The organism is Acinetobacter sp. IRS14 (assembly GCF_034650275.1).
Taxonomy (GTDB): Bacteria; Pseudomonadota; Gammaproteobacteria; order Pseudomonadales; family Moraxellaceae; genus Acinetobacter; species Acinetobacter oleivorans.
The window spans coordinates 377,054-403,017 of record NZ_JAOVFN010000001.1 but is presented as its reverse complement, the minus strand read 5'-3'; the positions used below and the strand labels follow the sequence as shown (position 1 = coordinate 403,017).

The window sequence follows — 25,964 nt, the reverse complement described above, 5'->3', positions numbered from 1 at the left end:
TAAAGCAAAGCTTAGAATTTTGCAGTGAGAGAAACACCAACTTGACGTGGGTTTCCATAGGTTAAGACATATTGTCCAGCAGGACCATTTGGTCGCCCATGAACTTGATATTCTTCGTCTAGCAAGTTTTTAACGTAAGCATTAACTTGGTATTTATTATTTGCGCTGATATACCCAACGTTCGCGTTCCATAAGGTGTACCCTTTTTGACTCAAGATTGGGTCAACAGAATAATCTTGACGATTGACTAAGAAAAACTCACGGTCACGATATTTTGCATCTGTGCCCACAATAACGCGTGCTCCACTATCAAGATTAAAGGTATATTCACCCCCTAAACCGATAGTGTACTTTGGAGAACGAACCAAGCTGTTACCTGTATTGTCAGCATTTACGACATTGGTCACTGGATTCTTATCAACAAAGTCGGTGTATTCGCTGTCTAAATAAGCGCCTGCGAAACGTAGGCGTAAGTTATCGGTAGCTAAATAATCTAATTCTAATTCGGCACCTTTTACTTCTGCTTTAGGTCCATTTGCTAGAACTGAGGTTACCCCACCACCTTGTCCTTCTGTCGCAACTAATAAATTTGTTTGAATATCTTTGTAGTCGTAATAGAAAATATTAGCATTAGCGGTTAAATTGCCTTGTAACAAGCTAGACTTCAAACCTAGCTCATAGCTATTTAAATATTCAGGGTTAACATCTGCTAGTTGCGTCAGGCTACTAGAAAGTCCCGTGTTAAAACCGCCTGAACGGAAACCTCGAGCAAAACGGAAGTAAGTGTTGATATCAGGAGTGATTTCATATTCTGGCGTAATATCATAAGTCAGCTCATTCCATCTCTTTTTACGACTTGTTGAACCATTTGCATTCGGCGCTGGGTTATAAACCGCATTGCTATACCCATCCTTTTGCCACCAACTACCTTTGGTGTAATCGCCTGAGGTAATTTGAACAAGATCTAGATCAATGTCTTTTTCTTCACTTGTCCAACGTAAACCACCTGTTACTTTAAATTTATCGGTAAATTTATAGGTACTGTTACCAAACAAGGCAAAACTTTGTGTGGTCTGATTGTAGGTAATATCTCTAAAAGCTGGTGTGCCCGCCGTTTGAGCTGGAGCGCCATTCGGTAATGTTTTATTTACTCGTGCACTTACACCTGTTGAGTCTAAGTCTTCATTAAAGAAGTGAAAACCTGCGATCCAACTGAGTCTTTTTTCAGCATCAGAAGAAACACGAAATTCTTGGCTATATTGGCGCCATTCATTATCGCTATAGCTTCTTGCTACATCGTAAGGCGTATAGTCCCCATCAGAAATAGATTTTTGAGTGGTTTTATCAAATGCTGTAATAGATGTAAAAGTATGACCGCCGCCTAAATCTCCTGTTAAGGTGAGTGAAGCGCCATCATGTTGAATTTTATTACTTTCAGGCAAATCTAAATTTGTATCTCGGCCTTGTGGTCTTTCATAAACACCCCAGTATTTTCCAATACTTAAAGAGCCATTATTACCGAGTCCATTATAAGTTTGGCTATGTAGATTGACTAAAGCATTCCAATCATCATTAATTTTTCCTAATATTTGGAAGCGGAATGATTTTTTATCTACATCCCCGTAGTTTTCACCATTGGCTAAATTTTTTGCATAGCCATCGCGGTCTTCTGAATAGAATGCTCCTCGTACGGCAACGTTATCTGATATATCCCCGTTCACGGCGCCTTCAAAAGTACGAAGATTATGGTCACCTATACCTATTGTTCCATAACCAGTCGGTTTATCTGTAAAAACAGGTTTTCGTGAAATGTAATTCACCGCACCAGCCGTGGTGTTTTTACCGTAAAGCGTGCCTTGTGGACCACGTAGAACTTCAATACGTTCTAAATCGAATAAATCTCCAGCCCCAGCAACAGGCGCATTTAAATAAACTCCATCTGCATAAATACCGACTGGAAAAACTGTAGAGGCTGCAACATCGCCAGTTCCTAAACCACGAATATACCAACGTGGACGGCTATCGCCATCTGGGTTTTCAGCTGCTGCATTGGGCGTATAAGTTAAAACATCGCCAATAAATGTTGAGCCTTTCGCGGCCAAATCTTTGCCAGAAACCGCTGTAATTGCAGTTGGAACTTTTTGAATGTTTTGTGCACGATATTGTGCAGTAACGATGACATCGCCTAGTTTTTTTACATCTTTAGCATTTACCACTTGAGCTTGTTGCTCAGCAGGAATTGCATCGGCATCATCGTTCGCTAAAGCTAATGTCGAAACACTCGCTGTTACTCCCCACATAGCAGTTAAAATACTCTGCCTAATTTTTGTAACCTTAAACATGGTGACTCCATTTAAATAAACTTATTCTTATATTGGCAACTTCTATGCCATTTAATTTATGTAAGCGATTTCAAATACTTAATAAAATTTTAAAAATAAAAATGACTTAATGCTGCTGATAGATAGACAGTCTGAAAGGTATTATTGTTGTTATTTCAACATTCACGATTTAACGTGTTTTATATCCCGTATTAATAATAAAGCCATACGGGCGTATGGCTTTTTAAGATTCTTGGAAATGATTGATTGGTTTTAAAATTTATAACTAAATTGGCCTTGTACAGTCAGAGGACGCATTGGTTGTAAAAACTCACTATTCGCTCCTGCCAAACCATTCACAAAATTTCGTTCATTGGTTAGGTTAAGAATGTTAAGACCCACCGTCCACTGTGGCTGGCGATAATAAAGACCTAAGTCCAGATTATAGTTATTCGGTACTTTCACGGTTTGACTTAAGTTGGTGTACCAGTAGCTTGTCCACCATCCTGAAAGGTTGACCCCAAAACCAGACTGATGCTGGTAATCTACATAAGCACTTGCAGAGTACTTGGGAATTCCTGCTGCATCATAACGTCCGGCTTTACGTTGGTTTAAAGCGTTATTGTCTCCCCAAACCGTAGCATTGTCCGCATGAAAGCCAAATGGTGAAAAACCAGCAGGTATAATAGAGCTGTATTCAGCATCTAAATAAGTGAAATTGCCCCCAATTGCTATATTTTTTTGAAGTTGCCATCTTAATGATGACTCAATACCTTTTATTTCAAAGCGAGCCATATTACCGTTCGTATCGGGTGATAAATCTCGTTTTTGTTCAAAGCCACTTAGGGTTAAAAATAACTGGTCAGCAATAGGCTCATATTTAAATCCTACTTCTTTTAGCTCACTTTGACTGTCAAAAGCTAAAGGATTGAGTTGATTTCCTGCGCCCCAAATCAAGAAAGGTCCAAACACTCCTGTATTTAATGCGGTGCTTTTATCATAGGTAAAATAGAGTGTGCTTTTCGCAGTAGGCTTAATAAACGTACTCAGTTGATAGCTCAATAGACTATATTTATCACTCGATGAGCGGACATCTGTTGGGGTTAAAACAAGTGGGTTTTCAAGTTTTGCTCTTACAGAACTATGGTTAATGCCTAAATTGATACCGAATACATCGTTAAAGGTAAAATTTTGTTGTGTGAACACACTCAACGTATCCCAGAAACCAGAGCCCGTATAGACAGCACCTCCTCCATTCGGTGGAAAGCCACCTTTTTCTGCATATAAACCATTTCCAATTGGGTACATGCGCGGTAAATTTAAATAACCAAAATATTGAGAATATTGTGGTACTCCGGCTTGTCCAATCCAACCTCCTGTTGAACCGCTATTATTAATCAACCCCAGTAAATCACCAGGGTTCTTCTGCGATGGATCATTGGTTAAATCATAAGGATTAATATTAAAACTATTATTTGCAGCTAAAGACGTAAACTTCTCATGACGATATGTTCCCCCTGTACTGCTTTTATTATTAATTTTTACACCACCTATTTCAAAATCATAGTCGCCTAAAAATTCTAGTCGATTATCAATTAACTCATGATCTAAATCTGTAAAGAAGCTTCCAACAGAGTCTCCTAAATCTTTGTTATTTTGATAGAGCGAACTGTTTACAATAGACCAATGGTCATTTAAATCTTTAATTACTTTTAATTGGGTGCTAAATCGCTTGGCACTATTTTTATCTTCACTACGTCCTGAAACATTATCATCTAGCTTAACCAATTCATTGCCGGGGATTGATGGATTATACACCCAACCTTTAATCGTTCCTGCTTGATCACCAGTTGAGTTTGGTAAAGGTGTGGTCTGAACTCCACCAACAGCAACATATTGGTTTTTATCGTTCTTCTGACGAGTTTGCCAACCAATGACTTTAGAATTTGCCGCACCGGATTCAAATACAGGAGACCAAAAAGTCGATCCGTTTTGAATAATAGGCGTGGCTCTACCTTTGTAATAAAGGCCATTATCAACCGATTGCTGCGATGCTCTATTCCAACCATGTGTCACATTAAAATCATAATAATCATCGTAACTGATATTCCAATCTACTCTTAAACGATCATTTGGACGCCAAGCAAGTGCCCCATAAAATGCATTAAAGTTATTTTTCACATTGTCATAATAGTCATCTGTTTTTTGTGCTGTTGCACTCACGCGAAATGCTAATTCTTTTGAAATCGGGGCTGTATGATCAATACTGACAGAGAAATTAGGCTCTGCGCCTTTACCTGAGTAAATGGAACCTACAGTCCCAGAGATATTGGTTTCGGCTTTATTAAAATTAGGCTTTTTGGTCAGGTAGTTAATATATCCGCCAGAACCTGAAGTCGGCGCAAAAATTACACCTGTAGGTCCTGCCACAATATCGGCTCCTTCATAAGCATTGAGATTGGTTGGATGGCGAGTACTGTAAATGCGTTGGCTATCTTGAAAAACTTCTGAGTTCTGTCCGCGAATTTGTGGAGCAAAGTTAGCATTTTGTCCCCCGCCTCGCGTAATACTCGGTGCATATTTGACGAGATCATCCGCACTACGAATAACATCTTCTCTAAATTGTTGTTCTGACACTTGGGATACTACACGCGGGGTATCCAATACAGAGCTATCAGTTCCATAAATTGAGGTAACTTTGCGTTTGGGAACAACGGTAGTTTTCTTTGCTGCTCCAGTAACGACTACATCTGACAAAGTAATTACATCATTTTCAGAATCACCTGCTTGTTGTGGTGTTTCCTCGGCAAAAACATATAACGGTAAAGTCGCCCCTAATACGCTAAGCGCAATAACTAAAGGTTTTAATTGAAAAGGCTGTCTCATATCACACTCAGTAAAGTAAATTTACAATGCGTTACGCAAAGCCTATGCCAACCATTGAATCACCAAATAATTCATACTAACTATTTGATTTATTTGTTTTTAATTTCTCATTGTTTACTTATCAATTCTATTCATGTTTATTTTTTCAACAAAGCTGTTGAAATAGAGACACTCACCAAAAACAATAATTATATAAGCATTTGATAAATATATTAAAATTATATAAAAATATTGGCATTTATTCTGCAATACCTTAGAAGATGAAGAGCTAATTAGGTATTTATAATGACAAATCAAACATTTCTGTTATCACGTCGAAAATTTTTAACGCAAAGTCTCACGGCGCTAGGTGGCGTCTCTTTATTGGGTAGTTTATCAGGCTGTGGCCCCTCTCCAGATAATAGTACCGAATCAAAAAGTGCCTCTTCTGCAACGCCAAAGCATGGAGGAGTTATACGCTTGGGTCTAATTGGAGGACAACAATCAGGCAGTCTAGATCCTCATCTTTCAGCGTCGGGAAGTGGTATTACACGAGGTTTCGCTATTTATAATAAGTTATGGGAATGGGATGAAAATATGCTGCCCCGACTTGCTTTAGCGGAGTTTGCTGAACCTAATCAGAATGCAAGTGAATGGACCATCCGTTTACGCAAAGGCTTAGAGTTTCATCACGGTAAAACCATTACGGCAGATGATGTGATTTTTTCAGTGAAACGTCTAACAGATCCTAAACTCGCTTCACCATTTCGCAATCTGGTGCAGTGGATTGATCGAGATCGTATTCAAAAACTAGATGAATATACGGTTCGTATTCCCTTTATTAGTACGATTCCGGGCTTTGTTGCATTGCCAGAAACTTGGGTAAACTTTGGAGGGATTGTACCGACTGACTTCGATCCTATTCATAATCCAGTCGGAGCTGGTCCATATAAAGTCAAAGAGTTCATTCCGGGGCAGCGTTCTGTTTTTACCCGTTTTAATAATTACTTTAAAGCAGACAAACCTTATGCAGATAGTTTTGAAGTGATTGATTTTAAAGATCAGGTCTCTAGATTAAATGCTTTATTGGCTGGACAAATTGATGTAGCAAATGCGATTTCGCCCGAATATATTAAAATTTTGGAGCAAGCAAAACACATTCAAACCATACGTTCTGCGACCAATACGCATAATAGTTTTGACTTTAATACTCAACAAGCGCCGTTTAATGATCCTAGAGTGCGTCAGGCATTTCGTTTGATTGCAAACCGAGAGGAGTTGGTACAGCGAGGCTTAAATGGGCAAGGTCGAATCGCCAACGATCTTTATTCGCCGCAAGACCCTGCCTTTCTCAATTTGCCGCAACGTCAGCAAAATATTGCCGAGGCAAAAAATCTATTAGCCCAAGCAGGTTTTAAAGATGGTTTGAGTGTAGAGCTTGTTACCCCAGTGAGTAGCGCTCAACCTGCATTAATTTTTGCCGAGCAAGCGAAACAATCCAATGTGAATATTCGAGTTAAACAAGTGGATTTTGCAACGTTTAATGGCCCTGACCGCAGTAAGTGGCAGCTATCGAGTAATGCGACCAATGTCGGCACGCCCTACTTATCGACGGCTGTTGTTAACGATGCCCCAATTTCTACGACGAATCGTGTGAACTTTAAAGACCCTGAATATAGTGAGTTATTTTTTAAAGCACTGGCAGAGCCTGATTTAGCCAAACGTAAAATCCATTTGGCGCAAGCACAAAAAATTCAACATGAACGTGGTGGAATGCTCATCTGGGGATTTAGCCATACGATTGATGCAGCAACTAAAAATATTGGTGGTTTGGCTCCTGAACATACAATTTTTCCGACATGGCGCTTTGAAAAACTCTGGAAAGCTTAATATTCATCTGTACTCAAAATATAAAAAAAGCTGCCGAAGCAGCTTTTTTTATGGAGGCCTAATTATTTAGGCACTGTAATCACAGAGAGTTTATCTACGCCTACACGTTCAATACTTGCCAATAATTTTGCAACTGTTCCATACGGTACGGTCTCATCAGCATTTAAGTTTAATGCTAATTTAGGGTTACTGCTTTTGCGTGACTTTATTTCTTGTTCAAAGTTCGCAAGTGTCACCTTATCTTTATCAAGGAATATTTCACCTTGTGGATTTACACTAATCACCACAGCTTTGTTTTGATCTGTAGATTGAGTTGGAGCTGCTTTTGGTAAGTTCACTTTCACCGTATTTGTTAACAAAGGAGCTGTCACAATGAAGACGATGAGTAAGACCAACATGACATCGACTAACGGCGTAATATTAATTTCACTAACGACATCATCTTCTTGAGAGGTAGAAATTGCCATTATGCAAACACTCCTTTCTCTTTCACTTCTTTAGCAGAATTATCTTTAAGCGCAGTATTACCAGTCGTACCTTTTTTTGCAGTTGGTAGTTGGAATCCTGCTTTTTGATTTAGACTCACGAAGTCCGTTGCAAAATCATCAAGATCTGCGCCAATTGTTTTTACTTTACGCACAAAGTAGTTATAGGCAAGCACCGCAGGTACAGCAACTGCAATACCAATACCTGTTGCAACCAGCGCCTCTCCAATTGGTCCCGCAACGACATCCATGCTTGCATTACCTGAATGAGCAATCGCTTGTAATGCATGAATAATCCCAAATACTGTACCGAACAGACCAATGAATGGGGCGTTATTTCCAATAGAAGCCAGTAAAGCTGAACCTTTTTCTAATTGGCGGCGCTCAGTTAGAACTTGTTTACTTAAATGGCGCTCTAATAAGTCCTGACGGCTCCAACTGTTTTGTAAGTCTTGATGCGTCTTTTCATCTGCTTCAATTAAAGTCTGAAAACCTGTGTTAGCTACTCGAGCTGCTGGGCCTTCACCAAGTTCAGACTTAGTTACTGCATCTGATAAGTTTTTTGCCTTCCAAAACTCTTCTACAAAAAGCTTACTTTGTTTTGTTGCTCGCTGCGTCTGGACCACTTTAACCACAATCAACACCCAAGTCACAATTGAGAAAGCAACTAATAACCAGATGGTGCCGTCATGGATCAATGAATTAATATCTGACATGAAAATATCCTCTTAATTTAAATTTTATTTCGGTAATTGATAATGAATTGGAACATCGACCCAGCCTTCTACAGGGGTTTTCCCTTTTAGCGCAGGTGAAAATTTCCATTGCTTTACTGTTCTTACGGCAGCACTGTCTAGAAGTTTTTTGCCACTACTTTGCTTGACACTGACTGTATCCGGGCTGCCATTTGCTAATACTTTGACCCGTAAAATGACTGAGCCTTCCCAACCACGTTCTAAAGCTTGTTCAGGGTATTCAGGTGCAGGGTTACTGAGATATCCGGCATAACCTTTGGCTTCAGTCACAGGTAAATTGTCATCTGACGCTTTTACAGGCTCAGCAACTTTTTTAACCGGTTCTGCGACTACTTCTTTTGTGACCACAGGTTCTGCAACTTTTTGTGGAGTTGGTGCAGCTACCGCTTTTGCAACTGGCTTAGGTTGCTCCACACTTTTTTGGACAGGTTTGGGTTGTTCAACTTGTTTAGGAATTGGCTTGAGTTTTTCCACAACAGGTGGAACTTTTGGTTTTTCAGTAATGGGGGGAATTTTGGGTTCAATCACTTTAGGTGGTTCAACCGGTTTTACGATTTCAATCACCACAGGTTCTGGTTTATGAATATCTAAAGCTGGTGTCGGCAATTGTTTTGCAACATACCAAATTCCAAGATGTGCTGAAGCAACTGCAATAATTGCGATTAAGACTTTATTCAACTTCACTGGAGCAGGTTGAATAACATCTTGATCATGCCGTGCAAACGGATCTGCAATTTCAGTTGTGGCTGCAACTGTCGCAAATTGCTCAAAGAGCAAAGCCCGCTTATGGGGATTAAAGATTTGATCACGCATAAAAATTTAAACTAAAAATAAAAGATTAAGTGGTAAATTGCACAAGCCATGCCAAAACTATAAGCTATTATTTTTTATTAATTTAATTTGTATTTTTTAAATGATTGATACAAAAGATGTTGGTTTTCAGACAGTGTTATGCTGTTCAAACAACAAGATCCCTTTGATATCGCAAAGGGATCTAAGTTTATTATTTTAATTTATATCCTACTAAGGGTAAGACTTCTTCAGCCACACGATATGCTTCTTCTAAGTGTGGATTACTGGCTAAAATAAAATGTCCCACCCCAATATCAATATATTCTTGCAAACGTTCTGCGACTTGCTCATAGCTCCCGACTAAAATACAGTTTGGGCCACCTCGTACATTTGACATTCCCGCCCAAACATTCGGACTCACAAATAGGTCTTCAAAACGGTTGCCCTGTGCTAAGGCTTGCTGGCGCTTCGCTCCTACAGATTCAGTGTCTTTGCGTTCAAAAGCATTACTATCGACAGTAATGGTTTCATACATTTGTTTAAGCTCTTGGAAGGCTTGTTCTTGGGTTGGTCGCGCTAAAATATCAATACGCATGCCAAATTTAACTTTTCGTTCCGGCGAATTCTGCTCAAAGAAATTTTGAGCCTGCTCGATCACTTTCTTCTGTTGGTCTACAGGTTCGCCCCAAGTTAAATGGATATCTGCGTGACGTCCTGCGACTTGTAAAGCTGCATCGCTTGCACCTGCTAACCATAAACGTGGAACGTCATATTGATTCATTGGGTATTTCAGGCCACCCTGTTCAACATGGAAAAACTTTCCATCGTAATTGAAAGGTGCATGGTGCGAATAACCTTTTACAAATTCTAAAAATTCATTGGTCCGTGCATAGCGTTGATTATGTTCAATAAAGTCTCCATACGCACGCTGTTGTGCACCACCTCCACCTGAAATCACATTCCACTCGACTCGTCCCTGACTTAAGCGCTGCAAACTTGCAGCCATTTGACTTGCATAAGCAGGATGAATAAACCAAGGCTGAATTGCGATGAGCAAACGAAGTCTTTTTGTCTCTCTTGCCAGTGCAGACGCTAACACCCATGGCTCTTCAGTATGTGGGAAAGCAGGAATGAGTGCGCCATGAAAACCAACGATATCGGCTGCTTTCGCGACTTGCTCGACATAGTCATAGTAAGCAAATAACTGATCTTCATGTTGCGGTGCAACACGTTGTGGAGATTGAACTGATGGAGTTAATTGATTCCATTCACCGCGTGTGTGTAATTGATGTGCTCGACGACCATCCCCATGAACAGGGATTCTCCATAAAAACTCAACTGACATAATGAATCTCGATAATTTAAAGATTTGACGATATTTAATTCGTTAAAAGTCTTATGAGCAGGAATCATGCCGTTATTTTTTTAAATTAATTTTTAGCTATACTACTGTTTTATATAAATATTAAAAAATCGAGTTTAAAAGCTGTGTTGATATTTCAACACTTAAACGCTAAAGAGTGTCCCAATCACAACACAACGGCGGCATTTAACCTCAATAATAATTCTAAAAAATTATAATTTGTTGATTTATTTAGGTTATTTTTATTGGCTTGGTTCTTGCTCAATCCCCATATATTTTTTAATTCTTATGATGATATGCGTATTTTTCCACGTCTAGTTTTAGGTTTTAGTTTTTTGGGTCTTGTTGCTTGTGGCGCACAAAAAACAGAAGAGACCACCCCAAAACAGTCTGAACAGCAACAACTCCGAATTGCTGTCGTTGCCAATGGCACTTCGGGTAGTTTGGACTTTATTGGTGTGCCACAACTCATTTCACAAGATCAAATTTTTCTAAAAGCATTAAAGCAAAATCACATTGAATTAAAATGGGAACCTGTGACCACTGCTGCTGTAGCAACTCTGGTTAATGAAAGTTTTCTAAATAATAAAATCGATTTTGCTTTTTATGGAAACCTCCCTGCTGTAGTCCTGAATGCCACAGGTGTTAAAACACAAATTGTTGTACCCGGAGGTATTGGTAATAACGTCTACCTTATTGTTCCAGAAAACTCACCTATTAAATCTATTGAAGAATTAAAAGGTAAAAAAATTGCCTTACATCGTGGCCGTCCGTGGGAAATTAACTTTGGGCAACTCATACAAAGTAAAGGATTAAGCCTAAAAGACTTTCAAATTGTGAATTTAAACCCGCAAGCTGGGGCTGCTGCTTTATCTGCTAAAAGTGTAGATGCCTTTTTTACCTTAAGCGATGCGCTTACTTTACAAGATCGCCATTTGGGTAAAATTATTTGGTCATCACAATCTTTGCCAGCAGACTGGAAAATGCGTGCCGAACTCTGGGGTAGCAAAAGTTATATTGAGCAACATCCAGATACCACACAATTACTTGCTGATGCGACAGTACGTGCAATGGACTGGATTGCGCACCATCAAGATGAGTTTCAGCAAAGTCAAACCAAGTTTGGCCAACCTCTTAGTGTGATTCAACGTGAAAGCCAGAATACGGCAAGCACATGGCAACAAGACTGGTCCCCAGACTATCAAGTCGACTTTCTGAAACAGCATTATTCAAAAGTCATTGATCACGCTGTGAAAAATCAGCTTATTCAAACACCAATCAAAGCAGATGAACTGTTGAATCCGAAGTTTACCAGTCAAGCGATTCAAAATTTACAGACGAATCATGCTCCAAATAAGCAGGGAAACTAGACGATGAAAATACTAGTAAAGCCACTTATTGAGCAAAATAACGTTTTATTAAAAACCCCACTCCGTAAGAAATTTTCTTCTAAAAAGGTGTATGGGCTGCTCTCTGTGATTTCCCCCTTATTAGTATTACTCATTTGGCATTTGATCAGTTCTTTACAGATTTTCCCAACACAAATTTTGGTGCCACCTAAAACTGTCTGGAATACTTTCATCGCTTTGTTACAAAGCGGTGAGCTTCAAATGCATCTCAAAGATAGTCTTTCTCGTCTGTTTTTGGGATTTTCTATTGCAGCAATCAGTGCAATTGCTTTTGGTATTGCCTATGGGGCAAATACTCTATTTCGCAATTATACCTATATTTTATTTAACGTTTTTTACCAAATTCCAATCTTTGTCCTTATTCCTATTTTTATTTTAGTTTTTGGGATTGGTGAATTATTTAAAATTTTACTGATTATCAAAGCCTGCTTTTTTCCAATTGCATTAGCAACGGCCGATGCAGTCAAAAATATTCCCAAAAAATATATTGAACTAGGACAAATCTACCAACTTAAAACACGTGCTTGGCTCAGGCTTATTGTTCTTCCATCCATACTCCCACCTTTAATTAGTGGGCTACGAATTGCACTTGGTCGTGCATGGTTGATCTTGGTTGCCGTTGAACTACTGGCTGCCGGAACGGGTATTGGGCAAATGATGGAGCTAGGCCGTCAAATGTTGCGCTTAGATGTTGTGATGGTTGGTGTGTTTGTCACAGGCGTGGTCGGGTTTGGTTTGGATAAAGTTTTACGTTTAGTGGAACAACGCTTTATCTCACCTGCGCTCAGTTCTAGGGAGAGATAAATAATGTCTCAGCGTTCTTTTACTTTAAAACAATCATGGCAACGGCCAATCATTTTAGTACAAGGCTTAGTACTACCATTACTGTTATTAGGCTTATGGCAATACAACTCAAGCTTAGGTTCCAGTCATGCCTATGCATTTGTTCCTCTACAAAACATTTATTTCGCATTTATTAAATTGCTTGAAACAGGTGAATTGTGGCTAAACACGTGGGGAAGTCTTAAAAAAGCCGGAATAGGATTTATCTTAGGTTCGATAAGCGGATTAATTTTAGGTACTTTGCTTGTCTATTCAAAAGTTTTAAATGCTTTAGTTTCTCCACTATTTAATAGTATTCGACAAGTTCCGTTACTGGGTTTAACACCTTTAATTGCCTTATGGTTTGGTAACGGAGAAGAAGCAAAAATCTTTATTATCGCGCTTGCCTCGTTTTTTCCATTAGTCATTAATACATTTCAGGGGCTTAGCCACAATGATGCAAAATACGATGAAATCGCACGTATTTATCAATTTTCATTCTGGCGAAAATTTAAAAAAATACGCCTTCCCCAAGCCTTCCCCCATATTTTAACTGGTTTAAATTTAGCGGTGCCCTTTACTTGGATCACCACTACAGCAAGTGAATTGCTATTCAATGCGGGTGCGGGACTCGGCAACTTAATGATGAAAGCCGAGATTAATGCCGAAATGGATATTCTGTTGGTTTGTGCCATTACGGTTACCCTTTGTGGGGCCTTTATGACGGCAAGTATTCATCTTATTTCAAAACGCCTGCTGCAATGGCGTACCTAATTTATCTTTTTAAAAATATTGTTAGGAATTTATATGTCTTTCTCACTACTTTCTATTAAAAAACTCAATAAATCTTTTCAACGTGATCAAAATACTTTGACCGTTTTAGATGGTATTAACCTCAACATTGAGCAAGGCGAATTTATCTCGATTGTTGGCAGTAGTGGCTGTGGAAAATCAACACTATTACGTCTTATTGCTGGATTAGATCAAGACTATGATGGTGAAATTTTATTGAATCAAACCCAGATAAAAGGTACAGATTTAAAACGAGGTCTTATTTTTCAAGAACACCGATTACTTCCATGGCTTACTGTCTTTGAAAATATCCATTTAGCACTTGAGGAGACTCCACTCACCCGTGAAGAGCGAAATTTACGGGTAAATGAGCATATAGAAATTGTTGGGCTGAAGGGTTTTGAAAAGGCTTATCCACATGAGCTGTCTGGTGGCATGGCACAACGTGTTGCAATTGCCCGTGGACTCGTCAATAAACCCGATATTTTACTTCTGGATGAGCCTTTTGGCGCTTTAGATGCCATCACACGGAGTCACTTACAAGCTGAGCTTCAGCGTATCTGGCAACACGAAAAAATCACTATGATTTTAGTCACTCATGATATTGAAGAAGCTGTCTATCTTGGAGACCGTGTCATTGTAATGTCAGCCCGACCAGGAAAAATTAAAGAAATTATTCAAGTTCCGTTGACACATCCTCGATATAAAGAAAGTGAACTTTTATTTGGTTTTCGCAATCAGGCACTTAATATGCTAGATCACACAGCATAATTAATTTGAATATTGATCGATATTAATATGATTTAGAAAACAGATAATATCGTGATATTAATATTCTTTACATTTAATTAATATAGGATAGAGAAAATGGGTTTATCTATTTGGCATATTTTACTGTTTGCAGTGATTGTTATTTTATTATTTGGAACTTCAAAATTAAAAAATCTAGGTAAGGACTTAGGTGGTGCAATTAAAGATTTTAAAGATTCAGTTAATTCTGACGATCAAAAATTATTGCAAAACCAGCAATACAAAGATATTAGTCCAGTTGAATCACATAATGAAAAACAAAATAAAATATGAGTGATTTATTATTATGTTTAATATCAGCTTTGGAGAGTTATTAGCTTTTGCAATTATTGCGCTTATTATTTTAGGACCTGAAAAGCTTCCTCACACGTTAAGATCAGTCCTCCTTAAATACAGAGCGGTTAAAAACCAAATTAGTAAAATTCAAAATGATATTGAAAACGAACTTGACCTGATCGAACTTAAGAGAGTTATGCAAGAAGAGCTGCAAAAAATAAAACAAAATGAAGAGCAGCTCAAACAACAACTCGCTCTTATGCAACAAGAAATTAAAAACGTACAAACATCTGTTTTTACAGAACAAAAAACCAAAGCACGCCGCATCAATGACTATATCTATACCCGTTCACAAGATGAGTTAAAGACACCATTTTTAGCTCATTTTAAAACAGCCAATAAATTCAGTGAGGATCAAGCCGCATGACGGAACATATTGTCAGTGAAAGTCTCACTGAAATGAAATATAGCGAACATTTAAAAGAATTAAGAAAACGGCTGATCTATAGCATTGGTATTGTTTTAGCGATTTTTTTACTGTTATTGCCGCTTGCTCAAAAGAACTACCATTTTCTTGCTCATCCTTTAATTTCATTACTTCCTAGCAATTCCACCATGATTGCAACAGATGTGATGAGTACCTTTTTAGCGCCATTTAAACTTAATATTTATTTTGCGATTTTATTAAGCATTCCCTTTATTCTTTATCAATTTTGGCAATTTGTTGCTCCAGCTCTTTATCAAAAAGAAAAAAGATTCGGTATAGCACTAGTGCTTTCGAGTAACCTTCTATTTTATTTAGGAATTGTGTTTGCCTATACTTTAATTTTGCCTCTCGCTTTAAAGTTTTTTGTCTTAGCATCGCCTGATAATGTATTACCTATGACGGATATCAATAGCTATCTAGATTTTTGTTTAAAGCTTTTTCTAGCTTTTGGTTTGGCATTTCAAATTCCAGTTTTAACTTATATTCTTATTTTTATTGGTCTTATTTCTATTCAACAGCTAGAAGCACATCGTAAACACATCATTGTATTCTTCTTTTTTATTGCAATGTTTATTACCCCTCCTGATGTTTTTAGCATGCTTGCTCTTGCAGTCCCAATGTGGTTGTTATTTGAATTGGGTTTATGGGTCACAAAATTCACAACGCAAAAAAACATCCATTAAAAAATGGATGTTTTTTCTATGTAAAACCCTTAAGCAATTTCATTTTCATTCTTATTAGGTAGTAAGTTATATCTTGATAGAAGATTACGTAAAACATTACGCGATAGGCCTAACATTTTTGCTGTCTTGACCTGATTATTCCAGCAACTTGAAAATGCAGTATTTACTATTTTATCTTCAATAATATGCCATGCTTCCCCATCATATTCTTGAAACAGACGCTTCAAGATACTTTCAAACTCTTGAATAAGATCATTGTCTGGTAGCACGGCCGAACCCGTTTCTTCAGAAAATCTTAAATGCTCAAGATCAATTGTTTTACCGCCACTCACCAGCAAAGCATAGTGAATATTGTTTTCTAATTCACGAATGTTGCCTGGCCAGCTATAGTTCAGTAGCGCATTTCTTGCTCTATCACTAATATTTGGCTTAGTCGTAATGAGTTTCTGAGAATATGAACTTAAGAAGAAATCAACCAGAGGTAAAATATCTCCTTTACGTTCACGCAGTGGCAAAATATTAAGCACAACCACGTTCAAGCGATAATATAAATCTAGACGAAACTTATTTTCTGCTACAGCTTTACGTAGATCGACGTGCGTCCCCGACAAAATACGGACATTAATTGGAATTGGTTTTCGACCACCCACACGTACGACTTCTTTTTCTTGCAACACCCTTAATAGCTTAACTTGTAACGATAGAGGCAACTCACCTACTTCATCTAAAAATAAAGTACCACCATCGGCTGTTTCAAAAATACCAGCTCGAGTTTTGTTTGCACCCGTAAAAGCGCCAGCTTCATAGCCAAACAATTCAGACTCAGCAAGAGTCTCGACCAAAGCACCACAATTGACTGCAAGAAAAGGCTTATTTTTACGATCACTTTTCAAATGAATTTCGCGTGCAATTAACTCTTTACCTGTCCCAGACTCTCCTTGAATGATGACACTAGCAGAGCTTGGAGCAATCGTTTCAACTTGATTTAATAATTTACGGGAGTTCTGATCTGAAAAGATAATTGCTTTTGCTCTTATTGGTTTTACAGGAACACCATTATCAGGCAAAGTAATTACTTTATAATCATTATCTAAAAAGGTCTTCATAATTACCCCATAAAACTTATGATATAAGCATTCTAAAAGGCTATATTACATTTCAGTGCGTTTTTTAATAAATAACAAATAAATATATTTAATCCAAAATTCACCTATTTTATTCTGAAAATATTTTCTCTTATAAATTAAAAATAAACACAATTCTTTTTTTATGATATGTTGCTTCTCAAACACAATGTTGTCTTTTTGATTAAATCCAAACACTCTAAAAAATTATAATCCATTCCTATATTTGATTTATATAGGTATAAAGCTTGGCATTTATTTTGCTCATTTATTTAAAATCCACAAAATAGGTTTAATAATGAGCATCGAATTTGTAGGTATGGTTTTCCCTAGCCAATGGTCTGAAACCAAAGGAACGCGAATTGGCCATAAAATTGACCTCGAATATCTACGTTACCATGCACGGGCACATGAATATGCGGGTTTTGATAAAGTCTTAATTGCTAGCGGACCAAGCAGTCCAGACAGTGCACAAATCGCGGCATACCTTGCCCAACATACAGAACGTCTTGGATTTATGATTGCCCATCGTCCTGCACTACTCACTCCAAATCTAGCTGCGCGTTCTTTTGCTACACTTGACCATACTACAGGTGGTGGAAGAATCCGATTACATGCAATTACGGGAATTACAGCTGAACCTCAAGAAGGCGATTATATTGTTGATAAAGTTCAGCGCTATGAACGGACGGGTGAATATCTAGATATCATCCAGAAACTTTGGAAAAGCGATCAACCGATTAGCTATGAAGGTAAATATTTTAAGTTAGATAATGCTTTTTGCCCGTTAAAGCCAGTCAACGGTGCAATCCCGATTTCATTCGGTGGCTCATCAGACATTGCTTATGATATTGCAGTTCGCCATGCAGATCTCTATTCACTATGGGGTGAGCCACTGGCAGGAGTAAAAGAGCAAATTACTAAATTGAAGCTCGCAGCAGAAAAAGCCAATAAACCACAGCCTCCTGTTAGCTTATCTGTACGTCTTATTATTGGTGCAACCGAAGAACTTGCTTGGCAACGAGCAGAACAGATTCTTGCAGATATTCAAAATAATCCGACTTTTCAAAATAATGGCACATTATCGGGACATAAAATCAAAGGTATCGGTTCACAGCGCTTATTGGCAGCAGCCCAGCAAGGTGATCGACATGACCGCGCATTATGGATGCCAACCGCAACTGCTGTAGGGGCTTATGGCGATACGACAGCCCTAGTTGGTACACCAGACACCATTATTGCCTCATTACTCGATTATGTAGATTTAGGGGTGACGACTTTTTTAAATCGGGGCTACGATCCGATCTATGATACGGTCGATTATGGTCGTTATATCATCCCCGCTGTACGTGAAGAGGCAGCCAAAAGATTAAAACAAATCGCTTAAACATTTAAAGCAAAAGCCGCTCATTCAATATTTTTGAAGAGCGGCTTTTTTTAATAAAGATTTTCTTCAGAGAGAAAATCTTTATTCCATCTTTTATTGCAAGTCAGGTTTACAAATAGCCTGAATTTTCTCTCCTGCAATTACCTTTTTAGCAAACGGAATTGAATCTTTTAATGAGGCATTCACAGTTTCACTATGTCCTAAGCCATGATACAAATGACCTTCGACCACAGTACCTGCTTTACAAGCATCTGCCACTAGCTTCATTTGAGAACGAGCATCTGGTGTTCGGTCATTCGCTCCTGTCCCAATAAATAATGGATGACTGATTTTTAATGTAGGGTAATAACCATAATCATTTGACTGTTTCTCTTGCAGCTTTTTATAGTTTGCCGGTGGATTAGGTTTATATGCTTGTGCTGGCGAAAGCCCTGCGGTTTGAATATCTCCCATAAAACTTGTTAAGCAGGCATTTCTTGCTTGCTCAACTAAAGGAGTTGCTTCAGGCGTGAAAATATCGTCTGTTTTAATTTCTGGATATAAACTTTGTGTCACTAAAAAACTATAGATGCCATAAGCCAGTGAGGGGCTGACTTCGTAAGGATTTAACTTCAACTGATTTTTTTCAGGCGTCGCCTCAGGATCTTGATAAATCACGCCTGTACCAATTGAACCTTTAATATTTAAGTCAGGTGCATACGTTGCTGAGTAGGAAGAAGCCGCAACAGCCCCAGCGCCTCCTTGTGATTGGCCAACAATCACAAACTTATTAGCAAGTGGCAATTTGGTTTTTAAAGCAGCTCTACCACTATCTAAAATACTATAAGCCAGCATTGGGTTATTAATTAACAAGTGTGGTCCTGCAACACCTAACCCTTCGTAATCTGTGGCAACGACCGCAAATCCTTCTTTAAGCCAACGATTTAAATATTGTACATCTCGGTATGATCGCCCACTCCAAGATGGCGCACAAGCATCGGCCAAACCGACCGTACCATGTGCCCATAGCACCACTGGCCAACCTTCTTTCGGTGGAGTTCCTTTTGGTAAGTGAATACTTCCTGAAACTACTATAGGTGTTTTGCTATCTTTACCACTCGTAGAACTGTAGAGAATCCGAATAGCCTGACTGTCATTTGCCAAACGAATATACGGATTATGAATCGCTTCTGTTTTTAATAATTTTCCTGCCTGTTCTGGAATAGCCGATTTCCATGTATAAAACTCGGAAACTCGGCCATCTCCATATTTATCTTCAGGCGCTGGAGCTTGTTGAGCGCTCGCCAAACAACTTGAAGTTAACATCGTTGTGATTAAAGAAAACTTGCATAAAGTTGATAAAAAAGTATGTTGCATTGTTATTTACCTTAAAAACTGTCTCATGATTTTTGATTTAAAATTCGTAACTTACGCGGCCATATAAATACGTTCCAAATGCTCCTTCAGGCGCATTAAAACTATATTTGACAATATTGCCGACCGACGAATCTTTGGCTTGATCAGGATGGCTATTAAATAAATTGATCGCCCCTAAATTGAATTTCAGGCCTTTCACGAATGCATCCGCTTTGTAGCCAATATCCAAATCTGCAATCCATTGAGGGTCAAAAGTTTGGTCTAGTGCAGTATTGGTATTATTTAAAGTGGTCCATTTATCGTAGCGACGGATTGCGGTATTCACGCTCCATGCTTGATTTGACCAAAGTGCGCCAAGCGTTAGCTTTGTTTTCGGTGCAGCAGACTCAATCAGGCTTTGTGTATTTCGTCCTGCAATACTTGAAACAGGAATTCGCTCACCTTTTGCGGTAATAGAATCTCGAGTTTCGGTAATTTCATTTTTGTTATATGCCAGACCGAGATTCAGATTTAACTTGCCATATTGTTCAAGGTTTAAATCATGCTTAAGCGCGAGCTCTAAGCCTTGAGTACGTGTATCTAGTAAATTATTAAAGAACGCCACATTGGCAATATTTGAATACGGTGTATTGGCAAAAGCATTGCTAATTACACTTCCAGTAATATTGTCTGAAAGCAAAATACGATTTTTAATATCGATTTGATAAAGGTCTAAAGTTGCCGATGTATTAACAAGTGGCTTCCAAACAAAACCTAAAGAATAATTCGTCGATTTCTCTGGTTTAAGAGAAGTTCCACCAATCAGTAAAGCCGCCTCACTTCCTGCAACTAAAGTTCTTTGTTGAACATCTTGCCAACCTGAAGGGGTTTGCACTGTTTGTACGCTATAAGCCGAATAGCCCTGCTGTGCCAATGACGGCGCTCTATAGCCTGTATTTACTGAACCACGTACCGTAAATTTAGGGGATACATCATATTTAGCAAATAATTTTCCGTTTGTGGTCGAACCAAAGTCTGAATATTTTTCACTTCGAACAGCGGCACCAACATTCAAGTCTTTAATAATATCTGCTTCTAAATCTAGATAGACACCGTAAACATCGCGGCTGATTTTTCGTTCATCTTGGTCTGTAATTCCGGCATATATTCCCGGAACACCAATACCTAAAGTTGTGCTTGGATTGAAATATGGGCCGCGGGTATAGGCAATTGGATCACCTGCATTTTGCTTATATTGCTCCCAACGATATAAAACCCCTGTAGACAACGTGAGTGGGCTTGCGAACCAGTCAATAGCAATATCACGGCTGTAATCTAGCCCTGTATTTAATTGCGAAAAAATATTTTCACCCAAGTCATAGTTTGAAGGAGAATCTGGCCCGTAGCTTGGGTTAATGCCGTTGCCTTGCTCTGTGCTGACTTTATTTTGTCCATAGGTCGCATAAAGATCATATTTACCTGACTTCTGCTCTCCTTTTTTAACTCCAACTGTCGTTGCAAAATCATCTACAGTGACTAAGCTTAATGGTGAGCGTCCATCTGGATAACGTTCTTTAAAATAGCTTGATTGATTCAGTACTGTTTTGGTTGTTGGTGGCTCATAAAAATTTTCCCCTATTGTTTTACGGTGTCCATAGCTACTAAAACCATAAAGTGCAACGTCATCTGTCAAAGGTAAATCTAGATTGGCAGTCACATTGATTTGATCTTTTTGTTCGGGAGAACCAAATTTCCATGTTCTATAGGGTGTATTTTGTTCTGTATATTGAGCCTTGGTTGAACCATCATAAAAAGTTCGCGTATCTGGTGCTGTGTTACTTGCCGCTTCACGTTTGCCTAAATCCAATGCAACCGTCAATGCACCATCATTAGGGAGCGCAAAACCTTTCCAAAGATTAACTTTATGTTGTTCACCATCTCCTTGAGTATAGCCACCCGTTTGATAGCTTACGCCACCTCCATGATCTCGTGATTTCAAAATAATATTAACGACACCGGCAATTGCATCTGACCCATATTGTGCGGCAGCACCATCCCGCAAGATCTCTATACGCTCAATCGCACTCACTGGAATTAAACTTAGGTCAGTTACCGCTGCGCCTCTTCCACCTGCATAGGCTTGGCGGGTGAAATAAGCGGATGTATGACGACGTTTTCCATTAATTAAAATTAGAGTTTGATCAGCAGATAATCCTCTAAGTGCAATACTTGGCGGAACCGATGCCCCAAACCCACCTGCGGGAGAACTCGGTAAAGTTACCGAAGGAGACAATCGTGTTAACGCTGCTGCAAGATCAGTCGCACCAGTCTCTTGTAACGCTTTAGCAGTTAAAATATCAACGGGTGCAGGTGCATCAAGTGAGCTACTAATTGCCCGTCTAGAACCTGTGACAACCACAGATTGTAATGTGATGGCATCCTCTTTCTCTGGCAAATTCTTTTGATCATTTGCCAAAGTAATTGAGGCAGTGAGTGTACTCAGTGCAAAAATTGAGGAGTGAAGAATGAATTGAGAAAAATATGTACGCATATTGGCTTCCTTAACGATCTAGACCGATATAGCAAAGCCAATGCCAAATATTTTATTATTTATTATCAATATATTAAGAAGATTAAATGAAAGAATCATTGTTTAAATTTAAACAATGATTCAAAAAAATGTTTATAAAACTACAGTTGTGAAATTTGCAAATCGCTTAAACAAGTTGGTTTTGTAAATATGACTGATATAACTGAAAGTAAGCTGACTGCTGCTGTATTAACTGCTCATGTGAACCTTCTTCTGCGACATGGCCATTTTCAATCACGACAATTTTGTCAGCCTCACGAATGGTACTCAGCCGATGTGCAATGACAATACAGGTTCTATTTTGGCATAAGCGTCTAAGCGCATATTGTATTTTTTGCTCAGTATAAATATCGATTGCTGAGGTGGCTTCATCTAGAATTAATATTTTGGGGTTTGCCAAATAAGCACGAACTAAACAAACAAGTTGCCTTTGTCCATGACTAAGATTTTTACCAAGCGCTCCCACTTCGGTGAAATAGCCTTGCGGCAGTTGTTGCAATATCTCATCTGCCCCTAAGTCCTCAATAACTTGGATAAGTTTCTGGTCTGTAGCATCAGGTTGAACTAGACGTAAGTTATCTAAAATAGATCCACTAAATAAAACATTATCTTGTAAAACAATACTCACATGCTGTCTTAAACTTGCAAGATGAATACTCTGTATTGGATAACGATCTAGAAAAATTCCACCTTGCTGGGGTTCATAAAATCTCGTTAGTAACTGAACCATGGTACTTTTGCCATGTCCAGTTGGGCCTACAATCGCAATTATTTTTCCAGCTTCAATGTCCAAATTAAAGTTTTGTAAAACAGGTTTGTGAGTATAGGCAAAATCTACAGACTGAAATCGAATATGACCATTCAAGTGTTCAAGCTTTACAGCATTCGGTTGTTGTTGAATCGTAGATTGAGTGTCTAAAAGTAAAAATATTCGCTGCGCACATGCGGCTCCATTAGCATAACGTTCAAATAAATCGGTCAGTTCCTGTAACGGGGCTAAGAATAAAAACACATAGAAAATACTTTCTGCAAACTGCCCTATACTAATCATGCCATCACTATAAGCATAACTACCAATCACAATAAATCCGGCAGTGGCTAGAGTTGAAAGTAAGCCTGTAAAAGGGGCAAACCAACTGGTCCGCTTGCTGCCATAAATAATAGAGTTATTAAAGTCTTTTAATAATTCTTGATAACGAGATTGATTGGTTTCGGTGTAATTTAACTGCTGAATGATTTTTGCTCCATTTACTGTTTCAACCAAATGAGCAGTAAACCGACTGCGTTCCTCCGCAACTCGTCCCCAATGTTTTTGTGATGACCTTTTAAAAATTGCAGTCATTCCAAATAAAATGGGTAGCGTCGCAAATAAGCACCAAAAAAATGGTGGATAGATATGCCAAAGCAGTACTGAAGCTAATCCACAACGCAAAATTGCCGAAAGTAGCTCTGGTGGCCCTTGTATTAAAACAGGCTCTAGCGTTTCAACATCACGATCGGCCCGTGAAATAATCCTGCCAGCCTTGGTGCGATCAAAATAACCAATATTTAAACTCTGGATATGCTGAAATAACGAACGTCTTAAACCATTAATTACTTTCAAAGCCGCTCGGCCTGAAAGATATTTTGACACACCCGCTAAAGCAAAACGACAAATCCAACTCAAAGTTAAAATGCTAATCGCAATGAATAAAACAGGCTGATTCAATACCATTTTTCCAGCAATTTGTTGAAAGCCCGAATCTAAAATATATTTCACCAGCCAAGGCCGAACAAAAACGCTCATCACTTGTAAAATTTCTACTGCAATTAGAGCTAGGAGCAAGTAACGGATGGGATAAACTAAAGGAATAAGTTTTTTTAGCATGCCTCTATGAATTGAGGTATTTGCCAAATTTTCTTCAATTTGTAGATCAGCTGATTTTGTAAATGGGCGGAAATTTTTAACACTGGTATTCATGCATCAATCTCCTGCTGCTCTAACTGAAAACCCATCAACTCTCGATAAAACAAACAATCTTGAACCAATTCAGCATGTGTGCCTTGGGCAATAATATGACCCTGATCAAGCACAATAACGCGATCAGATAAAGCAATCGTGGTTTGTTTATTAGAGTTAATAATGATTGTTTTCTTAAAATAGTTTCCATTATCAGACAGCGCTGATAGACGCTGTAAAACTTGTTTTTCTGTAGTCGCATCTAAGGCACTGGTAGAATCATCTAACGCTAAAATTGGCGAATTTTTTAAAATAGAACGGGCTAAGGCAAGTCGTTGTTTTTGTCCTCCAGACAAAGTAACGCCCTTGTCCCCAATCAATGTGTCTAAGCCATGATCAAGTCTTTGTAATAGTTCAGATGCAGAAGCTAAATGTAAAGCCTCTTTCATCTCTTGCTCCGTTGCATCTTGCTTAGCAACTCTTAAGTTATCTGCCAGTGTGCCACTAAAAAAGAAATTTTCTTGAGGAATGATCTGAACCAAATGTCGTAATTCAAATAGGCTCAAATCTTTAATATTCGTCCATCCCATTTGCTCAGAACCAATCAAAACTTGCCCTTCTGTCGGGTCAACAAACCGATTGAGTAAATTCATCAAAGTCGTTTTACCTGAGCCAGTCTTACCGACAACAGTAACGATTTCACCTGCTCGAAATTCAACACTGCATTGCTTTAAAATATAATTTTTTGTTGTTTTATCCTGAAAGCTGACATTTTCTAATCTAATGCTTAACTCATCACGCCATTGCAATGTTAGAGGATATTGTTGATCTTGAATTGCGGACTTCTCATCTAGCATTTGCCAGATTCTTGTTGCAGACGAGCGAGCATCAGCAAAAATATGTAAGACCTGACCAATGCTTTCAATACGAAACACCAATAAATTTGCCATGAGAATGGCAGCAACAAATTGCCCTACTTGCAACTGATTTTGACCAATTAAATAAGCACCAAAAGCAATGACCCATAAGTAAGAACCCGCAATAATCACTTGCGGAATAGGCAACCTTTTCGCACTTGTTTTGATGGTCTGAATAGAATGATGAATAAATAGATCTACAGCATGGTTAAAACGTTGTAAAAGTTTCTCTTCGAGTTGAAAGGCTTTGACTACCCGAATTCCATTCACGCTCTCTGCCAAGTTATCGCTGACTTTTTCATATGCAGATGCAACTTGATGGTCCAGAACCACCAATTGATTGGTCAGTTTAAATAGAACCCAAAGTCCTAAAAAAATAAATAATAAAGGAACTAGGCCGAGCCAAGGATGATACCAACACAAGAGCCCAACGGTTACGGTAACAACCAAGCTTGACTCAAATACTTGACGCCAAAAATTGATAAGCGCTTCTTTTAATTTATCTGAATCACGTGTTGTACGAGATAATACTTCTCCTAAGCCATGTTTCCAGTGCCATGAAACATCTAAATGTTGTACTTGGCTAAAGATTCTTTCTCTTAAAATACTCAGTAGTTGCTGGCCAATGGTTAAAGCACTTAACCCTGCCAAATACTGAATAACAGCTCTAATACTGGCAATACTCGTAAGTAAAATGAACCAAAACCAAGGATTTAAAGGATCAGTGATAGCATGCTGAAATAAGGTTGCTCGTTCACTATGTTTTAAGGTATCAATCGCATGACCGATTGAATACTGTTGGAGTGCTAACCCTATATTTGCAATAACAAATAAGGTCGCCGTCAATAAGAAACGAAATGGCATAAAACGATATAAAGCCAAACTTCGTAATAATGGATAATTTTTAAACATAAAAGATAGT

General features: G+C 38.5%; 20 protein-coding genes. 9 read left to right on the top strand and 11 right to left on the bottom strand.

Annotated features, from left to right (window positions below):
* Positions 1 to 11: 11 nt before the first annotated feature.
* The gene (locus ODQ17_RS01870; protein WP_336624777.1) at positions 12 to 2,342 is read right to left on the bottom strand and encodes a TonB-dependent receptor; all 2,331 of its coding nucleotides are present in this window, start codon (positions 2,340 to 2,342) and stop codon (positions 12 to 14) included.
* 252 nt (positions 2,343 to 2,594) lie between these two features.
* Positions 2,595 to 5,207 carry a TonB-dependent receptor gene (locus ODQ17_RS01865; RefSeq protein ID WP_322901362.1) on the bottom strand — a complete coding sequence of 871 codons (2,613 nt, stop codon included), beginning with the start codon at positions 5,205 to 5,207 and terminating at the stop codon, positions 2,595 to 2,597.
* A 285-nt stretch (positions 5,208 to 5,492) separates the two neighbouring features.
* Here ODQ17_RS01865 and ODQ17_RS01860 point away from each other — a divergent pair, with 285 nt between their 5' ends.
* A complete protein-coding gene (locus ODQ17_RS01860) occupies positions 5,493 to 7,076 on the top strand; it encodes an ABC transporter substrate-binding protein (RefSeq protein ID WP_322901361.1) in 1,584 nt (527 codons plus the stop codon).
* A gap of 62 nt (positions 7,077 to 7,138) precedes the next feature.
* On the opposite strand, the gene ODQ17_RS01855 is transcribed toward ODQ17_RS01860, so the two are convergent.
* The 4 genes from ODQ17_RS01855 to ODQ17_RS01840 all read right to left on the bottom strand — a co-directional run bounded on the left by ODQ17_RS01855 (position 7,139) and on the right by ODQ17_RS01840 (position 10,453).
* Positions 7,139 to 7,543 carry an ExbD/TolR family protein gene (locus ODQ17_RS01855; protein ID WP_001018517.1) on the bottom strand — a complete coding sequence of 135 codons (405 nt, stop codon included), beginning with the start codon at positions 7,541 to 7,543 and terminating at the stop codon, positions 7,139 to 7,141.
* Entirely contained in the window at positions 7,543 to 8,277 is a 735-nt protein-coding gene (locus ODQ17_RS01850; protein WP_004701581.1) for a MotA/TolQ/ExbB proton channel family protein, read from the bottom strand. The genes ODQ17_RS01855 and ODQ17_RS01850 overlap by 1 nt, the downstream gene beginning before the upstream one ends.
* A gap of 24 nt (positions 8,278 to 8,301) precedes the next feature.
* On the bottom strand, positions 8,302 to 9,129 hold the full coding sequence (locus ODQ17_RS01845; RefSeq protein WP_322901358.1) for an energy transducer TonB: 828 nt from the start codon (positions 9,127 to 9,129) through the stop codon (positions 8,302 to 8,304).
* Between the two features lie 190 nt (positions 9,130 to 9,319).
* Complete coding sequence (locus ODQ17_RS01840) at positions 9,320 to 10,453, bottom strand: LLM class flavin-dependent oxidoreductase (RefSeq protein WP_322901357.1); 1,134 nt, start codon at positions 10,451 to 10,453, stop codon at positions 9,320 to 9,322.
* 314 nt (positions 10,454 to 10,767) lie between these two features.
* On the opposite strand from ODQ17_RS01840, the gene ODQ17_RS01835 reads away from it, so the two are divergent.
* The 7 genes from ODQ17_RS01835 (at position 10,768) to tatC (ending at position 15,750) form a co-directional block, all read left to right on the top strand.
* Complete coding sequence (locus ODQ17_RS01835) at positions 10,768 to 11,841, top strand: ABC transporter substrate-binding protein (RefSeq protein WP_322901355.1); 1,074 nt, start codon at positions 10,768 to 10,770, stop codon at positions 11,839 to 11,841.
* 3 nt (positions 11,842 to 11,844) lie between these two features.
* Positions 11,845 to 12,684, top strand: a complete 840-nt coding sequence (locus ODQ17_RS01830; RefSeq protein ID WP_322901354.1) for an ABC transporter permease — start codon at positions 11,845 to 11,847, stop codon at positions 12,682 to 12,684.
* 3 nt (positions 12,685 to 12,687) lie between these two features.
* Positions 12,688 to 13,476, top strand: a complete 789-nt coding sequence (locus ODQ17_RS01825; RefSeq protein WP_322901352.1) for an ABC transporter permease — start codon at positions 12,688 to 12,690, stop codon at positions 13,474 to 13,476.
* Positions 13,477 to 13,494: 18 nt separating this feature from the next.
* Complete coding sequence (locus tag ODQ17_RS01820; RefSeq protein ID WP_192454353.1) at positions 13,495 to 14,265, top strand: ABC transporter ATP-binding protein; 771 nt, start codon at positions 13,495 to 13,497, stop codon at positions 14,263 to 14,265.
* A 96-nt stretch (positions 14,266 to 14,361) separates the two neighbouring features.
* Positions 14,362 to 14,577, top strand: coding sequence for a Sec-independent protein translocase subunit TatA (locus tag ODQ17_RS01815; protein ID WP_005040670.1), 216 nt, complete (start codon positions 14,362 to 14,364; stop codon positions 14,575 to 14,577).
* A gap of 13 nt (positions 14,578 to 14,590) precedes the next feature.
* Positions 14,591 to 15,007, top strand: coding sequence for a Sec-independent protein translocase protein TatB (gene tatB, locus ODQ17_RS01810; protein ID WP_322901348.1), 417 nt, complete (start codon positions 14,591 to 14,593; stop codon positions 15,005 to 15,007).
* Positions 15,004 to 15,750, top strand: a complete 747-nt coding sequence (gene tatC / locus ODQ17_RS01805; protein WP_151768519.1) for a twin-arginine translocase subunit TatC — start codon at positions 15,004 to 15,006, stop codon at positions 15,748 to 15,750. The genes tatB and tatC overlap by 4 nt, the downstream gene beginning before the upstream one ends.
* Positions 15,751 to 15,779: 29 nt before the next feature.
* Here the strand turns inward: tatC and ODQ17_RS01800 are convergent, their stop codons facing one another.
* A complete protein-coding gene (locus tag ODQ17_RS01800; RefSeq protein WP_000846949.1) occupies positions 15,780 to 16,856 on the bottom strand; it encodes a sigma-54 interaction domain-containing protein in 1,077 nt (358 codons plus the stop codon).
* 316 nt (positions 16,857 to 17,172) lie between these two features.
* Between ODQ17_RS01800 and ODQ17_RS01795 the strand changes: the two genes are divergently transcribed.
* Positions 17,173 to 18,261 carry an LLM class flavin-dependent oxidoreductase gene (locus ODQ17_RS01795; RefSeq protein ID WP_322901345.1) on the top strand — a complete coding sequence of 363 codons (1,089 nt, stop codon included), beginning with the start codon at positions 17,173 to 17,175 and terminating at the stop codon, positions 18,259 to 18,261.
* Between the two features lie 93 nt (positions 18,262 to 18,354).
* On the opposite strand, the gene ODQ17_RS01790 is transcribed toward ODQ17_RS01795, so the two are convergent.
* The 4 genes from ODQ17_RS01790 to ODQ17_RS01770 form a co-directional block, all read right to left on the bottom strand.
* Positions 18,355 to 19,617: a lipase family protein gene (locus ODQ17_RS01790; protein ID WP_442872382.1), complete on the bottom strand. Its 1,263-nt coding sequence runs from the start codon at positions 19,615 to 19,617 to the stop codon at positions 18,355 to 18,357.
* Between the two features lie 37 nt (positions 19,618 to 19,654).
* Positions 19,655 to 22,147, bottom strand: coding sequence for a TonB-dependent receptor plug domain-containing protein (locus ODQ17_RS01785; RefSeq protein WP_322901343.1), 2,493 nt, complete (start codon positions 22,145 to 22,147; stop codon positions 19,655 to 19,657).
* Between the two features lie 166 nt (positions 22,148 to 22,313).
* Entirely contained in the window at positions 22,314 to 24,146 is a 1,833-nt protein-coding gene (locus tag ODQ17_RS01775) for an ABC transporter ATP-binding protein (protein ID WP_322901340.1), read from the bottom strand.
* Entirely contained in the window at positions 24,143 to 25,954 is a 1,812-nt protein-coding gene (locus ODQ17_RS01770; protein ID WP_322901338.1) for an ABC transporter ATP-binding protein, read from the bottom strand. Before ODQ17_RS01770 ends, ODQ17_RS01775 begins: the two co-directional genes overlap by 4 nt.
* Between the last annotated feature and the right edge of the window lie 10 nt (positions 25,955 to 25,964).

Bases quoted from the DNA above. Each gene is read 5' to 3' on its own strand.
- ODQ17_RS01870 (WP_336624777.1), bottom strand. From the start codon at position 2,342: ATGTTTAAGGTTACAAAAATTAGGCAGAGTATTTTAACTGCTATGTGG.
- ODQ17_RS01865 (WP_322901362.1), bottom strand. From the start codon at position 5,207: ATGAGACAGCCTTTTCAATTAAAACCTTTAGTTATTGCGCTTAGCGTA.
- ODQ17_RS01860 (WP_322901361.1), top strand. From the start codon at position 5,493: ATGACAAATCAAACATTTCTGTTATCACGTCGAAAATTTTTAACGCAA.
- ODQ17_RS01855 (WP_001018517.1), bottom strand. From the start codon at position 7,543: ATGGCAATTTCTACCTCTCAAGAAGATGATGTCGTTAGTGAAATTAAT.
- ODQ17_RS01850 (WP_004701581.1), bottom strand. From the start codon at position 8,277: ATGTCAGATATTAATTCATTGATCCATGACGGCACCATCTGGTTATTA.
- ODQ17_RS01845 (WP_322901358.1), bottom strand. From the start codon at position 9,129: ATGCGTGATCAAATCTTTAATCCCCATAAGCGGGCTTTGCTCTTTGAG.
- ODQ17_RS01840 (WP_322901357.1), bottom strand. From the start codon at position 10,453: ATGTCAGTTGAGTTTTTATGGAGAATCCCTGTTCATGGGGATGGTCGT.
- ODQ17_RS01835 (WP_322901355.1), top strand. From the start codon at position 10,768: ATGCGTATTTTTCCACGTCTAGTTTTAGGTTTTAGTTTTTTGGGTCTT.
- ODQ17_RS01830 (WP_322901354.1), top strand. From the start codon at position 11,845: ATGAAAATACTAGTAAAGCCACTTATTGAGCAAAATAACGTTTTATTA.
- ODQ17_RS01825 (WP_322901352.1), top strand. From the start codon at position 12,688: ATGTCTCAGCGTTCTTTTACTTTAAAACAATCATGGCAACGGCCAATC.
- ODQ17_RS01815 (WP_005040670.1), top strand. From the start codon at position 14,362: ATGGGTTTATCTATTTGGCATATTTTACTGTTTGCAGTGATTGTTATT.
- tatB (WP_322901348.1), top strand. From the start codon at position 14,591: ATGTTTAATATCAGCTTTGGAGAGTTATTAGCTTTTGCAATTATTGCG.
- tatC (WP_151768519.1), top strand. From the start codon at position 15,004: ATGACGGAACATATTGTCAGTGAAAGTCTCACTGAAATGAAATATAGC.
- ODQ17_RS01800 (WP_000846949.1), bottom strand. From the start codon at position 16,856: ATGAAGACCTTTTTAGATAATGATTATAAAGTAATTACTTTGCCTGAT.
- ODQ17_RS01795 (WP_322901345.1), top strand. From the start codon at position 17,173: ATGAGCATCGAATTTGTAGGTATGGTTTTCCCTAGCCAATGGTCTGAA.
- ODQ17_RS01790 (WP_442872382.1), bottom strand. From the start codon at position 19,617: ATGCAACATACTTTTTTATCAACTTTATGCAAGTTTTCTTTAATCACA.
- ODQ17_RS01785 (WP_322901343.1), bottom strand. From the start codon at position 22,147: ATGCGTACATATTTTTCTCAATTCATTCTTCACTCCTCAATTTTTGCA.
- ODQ17_RS01775 (WP_322901340.1), bottom strand. From the start codon at position 24,146: ATGAATACCAGTGTTAAAAATTTCCGCCCATTTACAAAATCAGCTGAT.
- ODQ17_RS01770 (WP_322901338.1), bottom strand. From the start codon at position 25,954: ATGTTTAAAAATTATCCATTATTACGAAGTTTGGCTTTATATCGTTTT.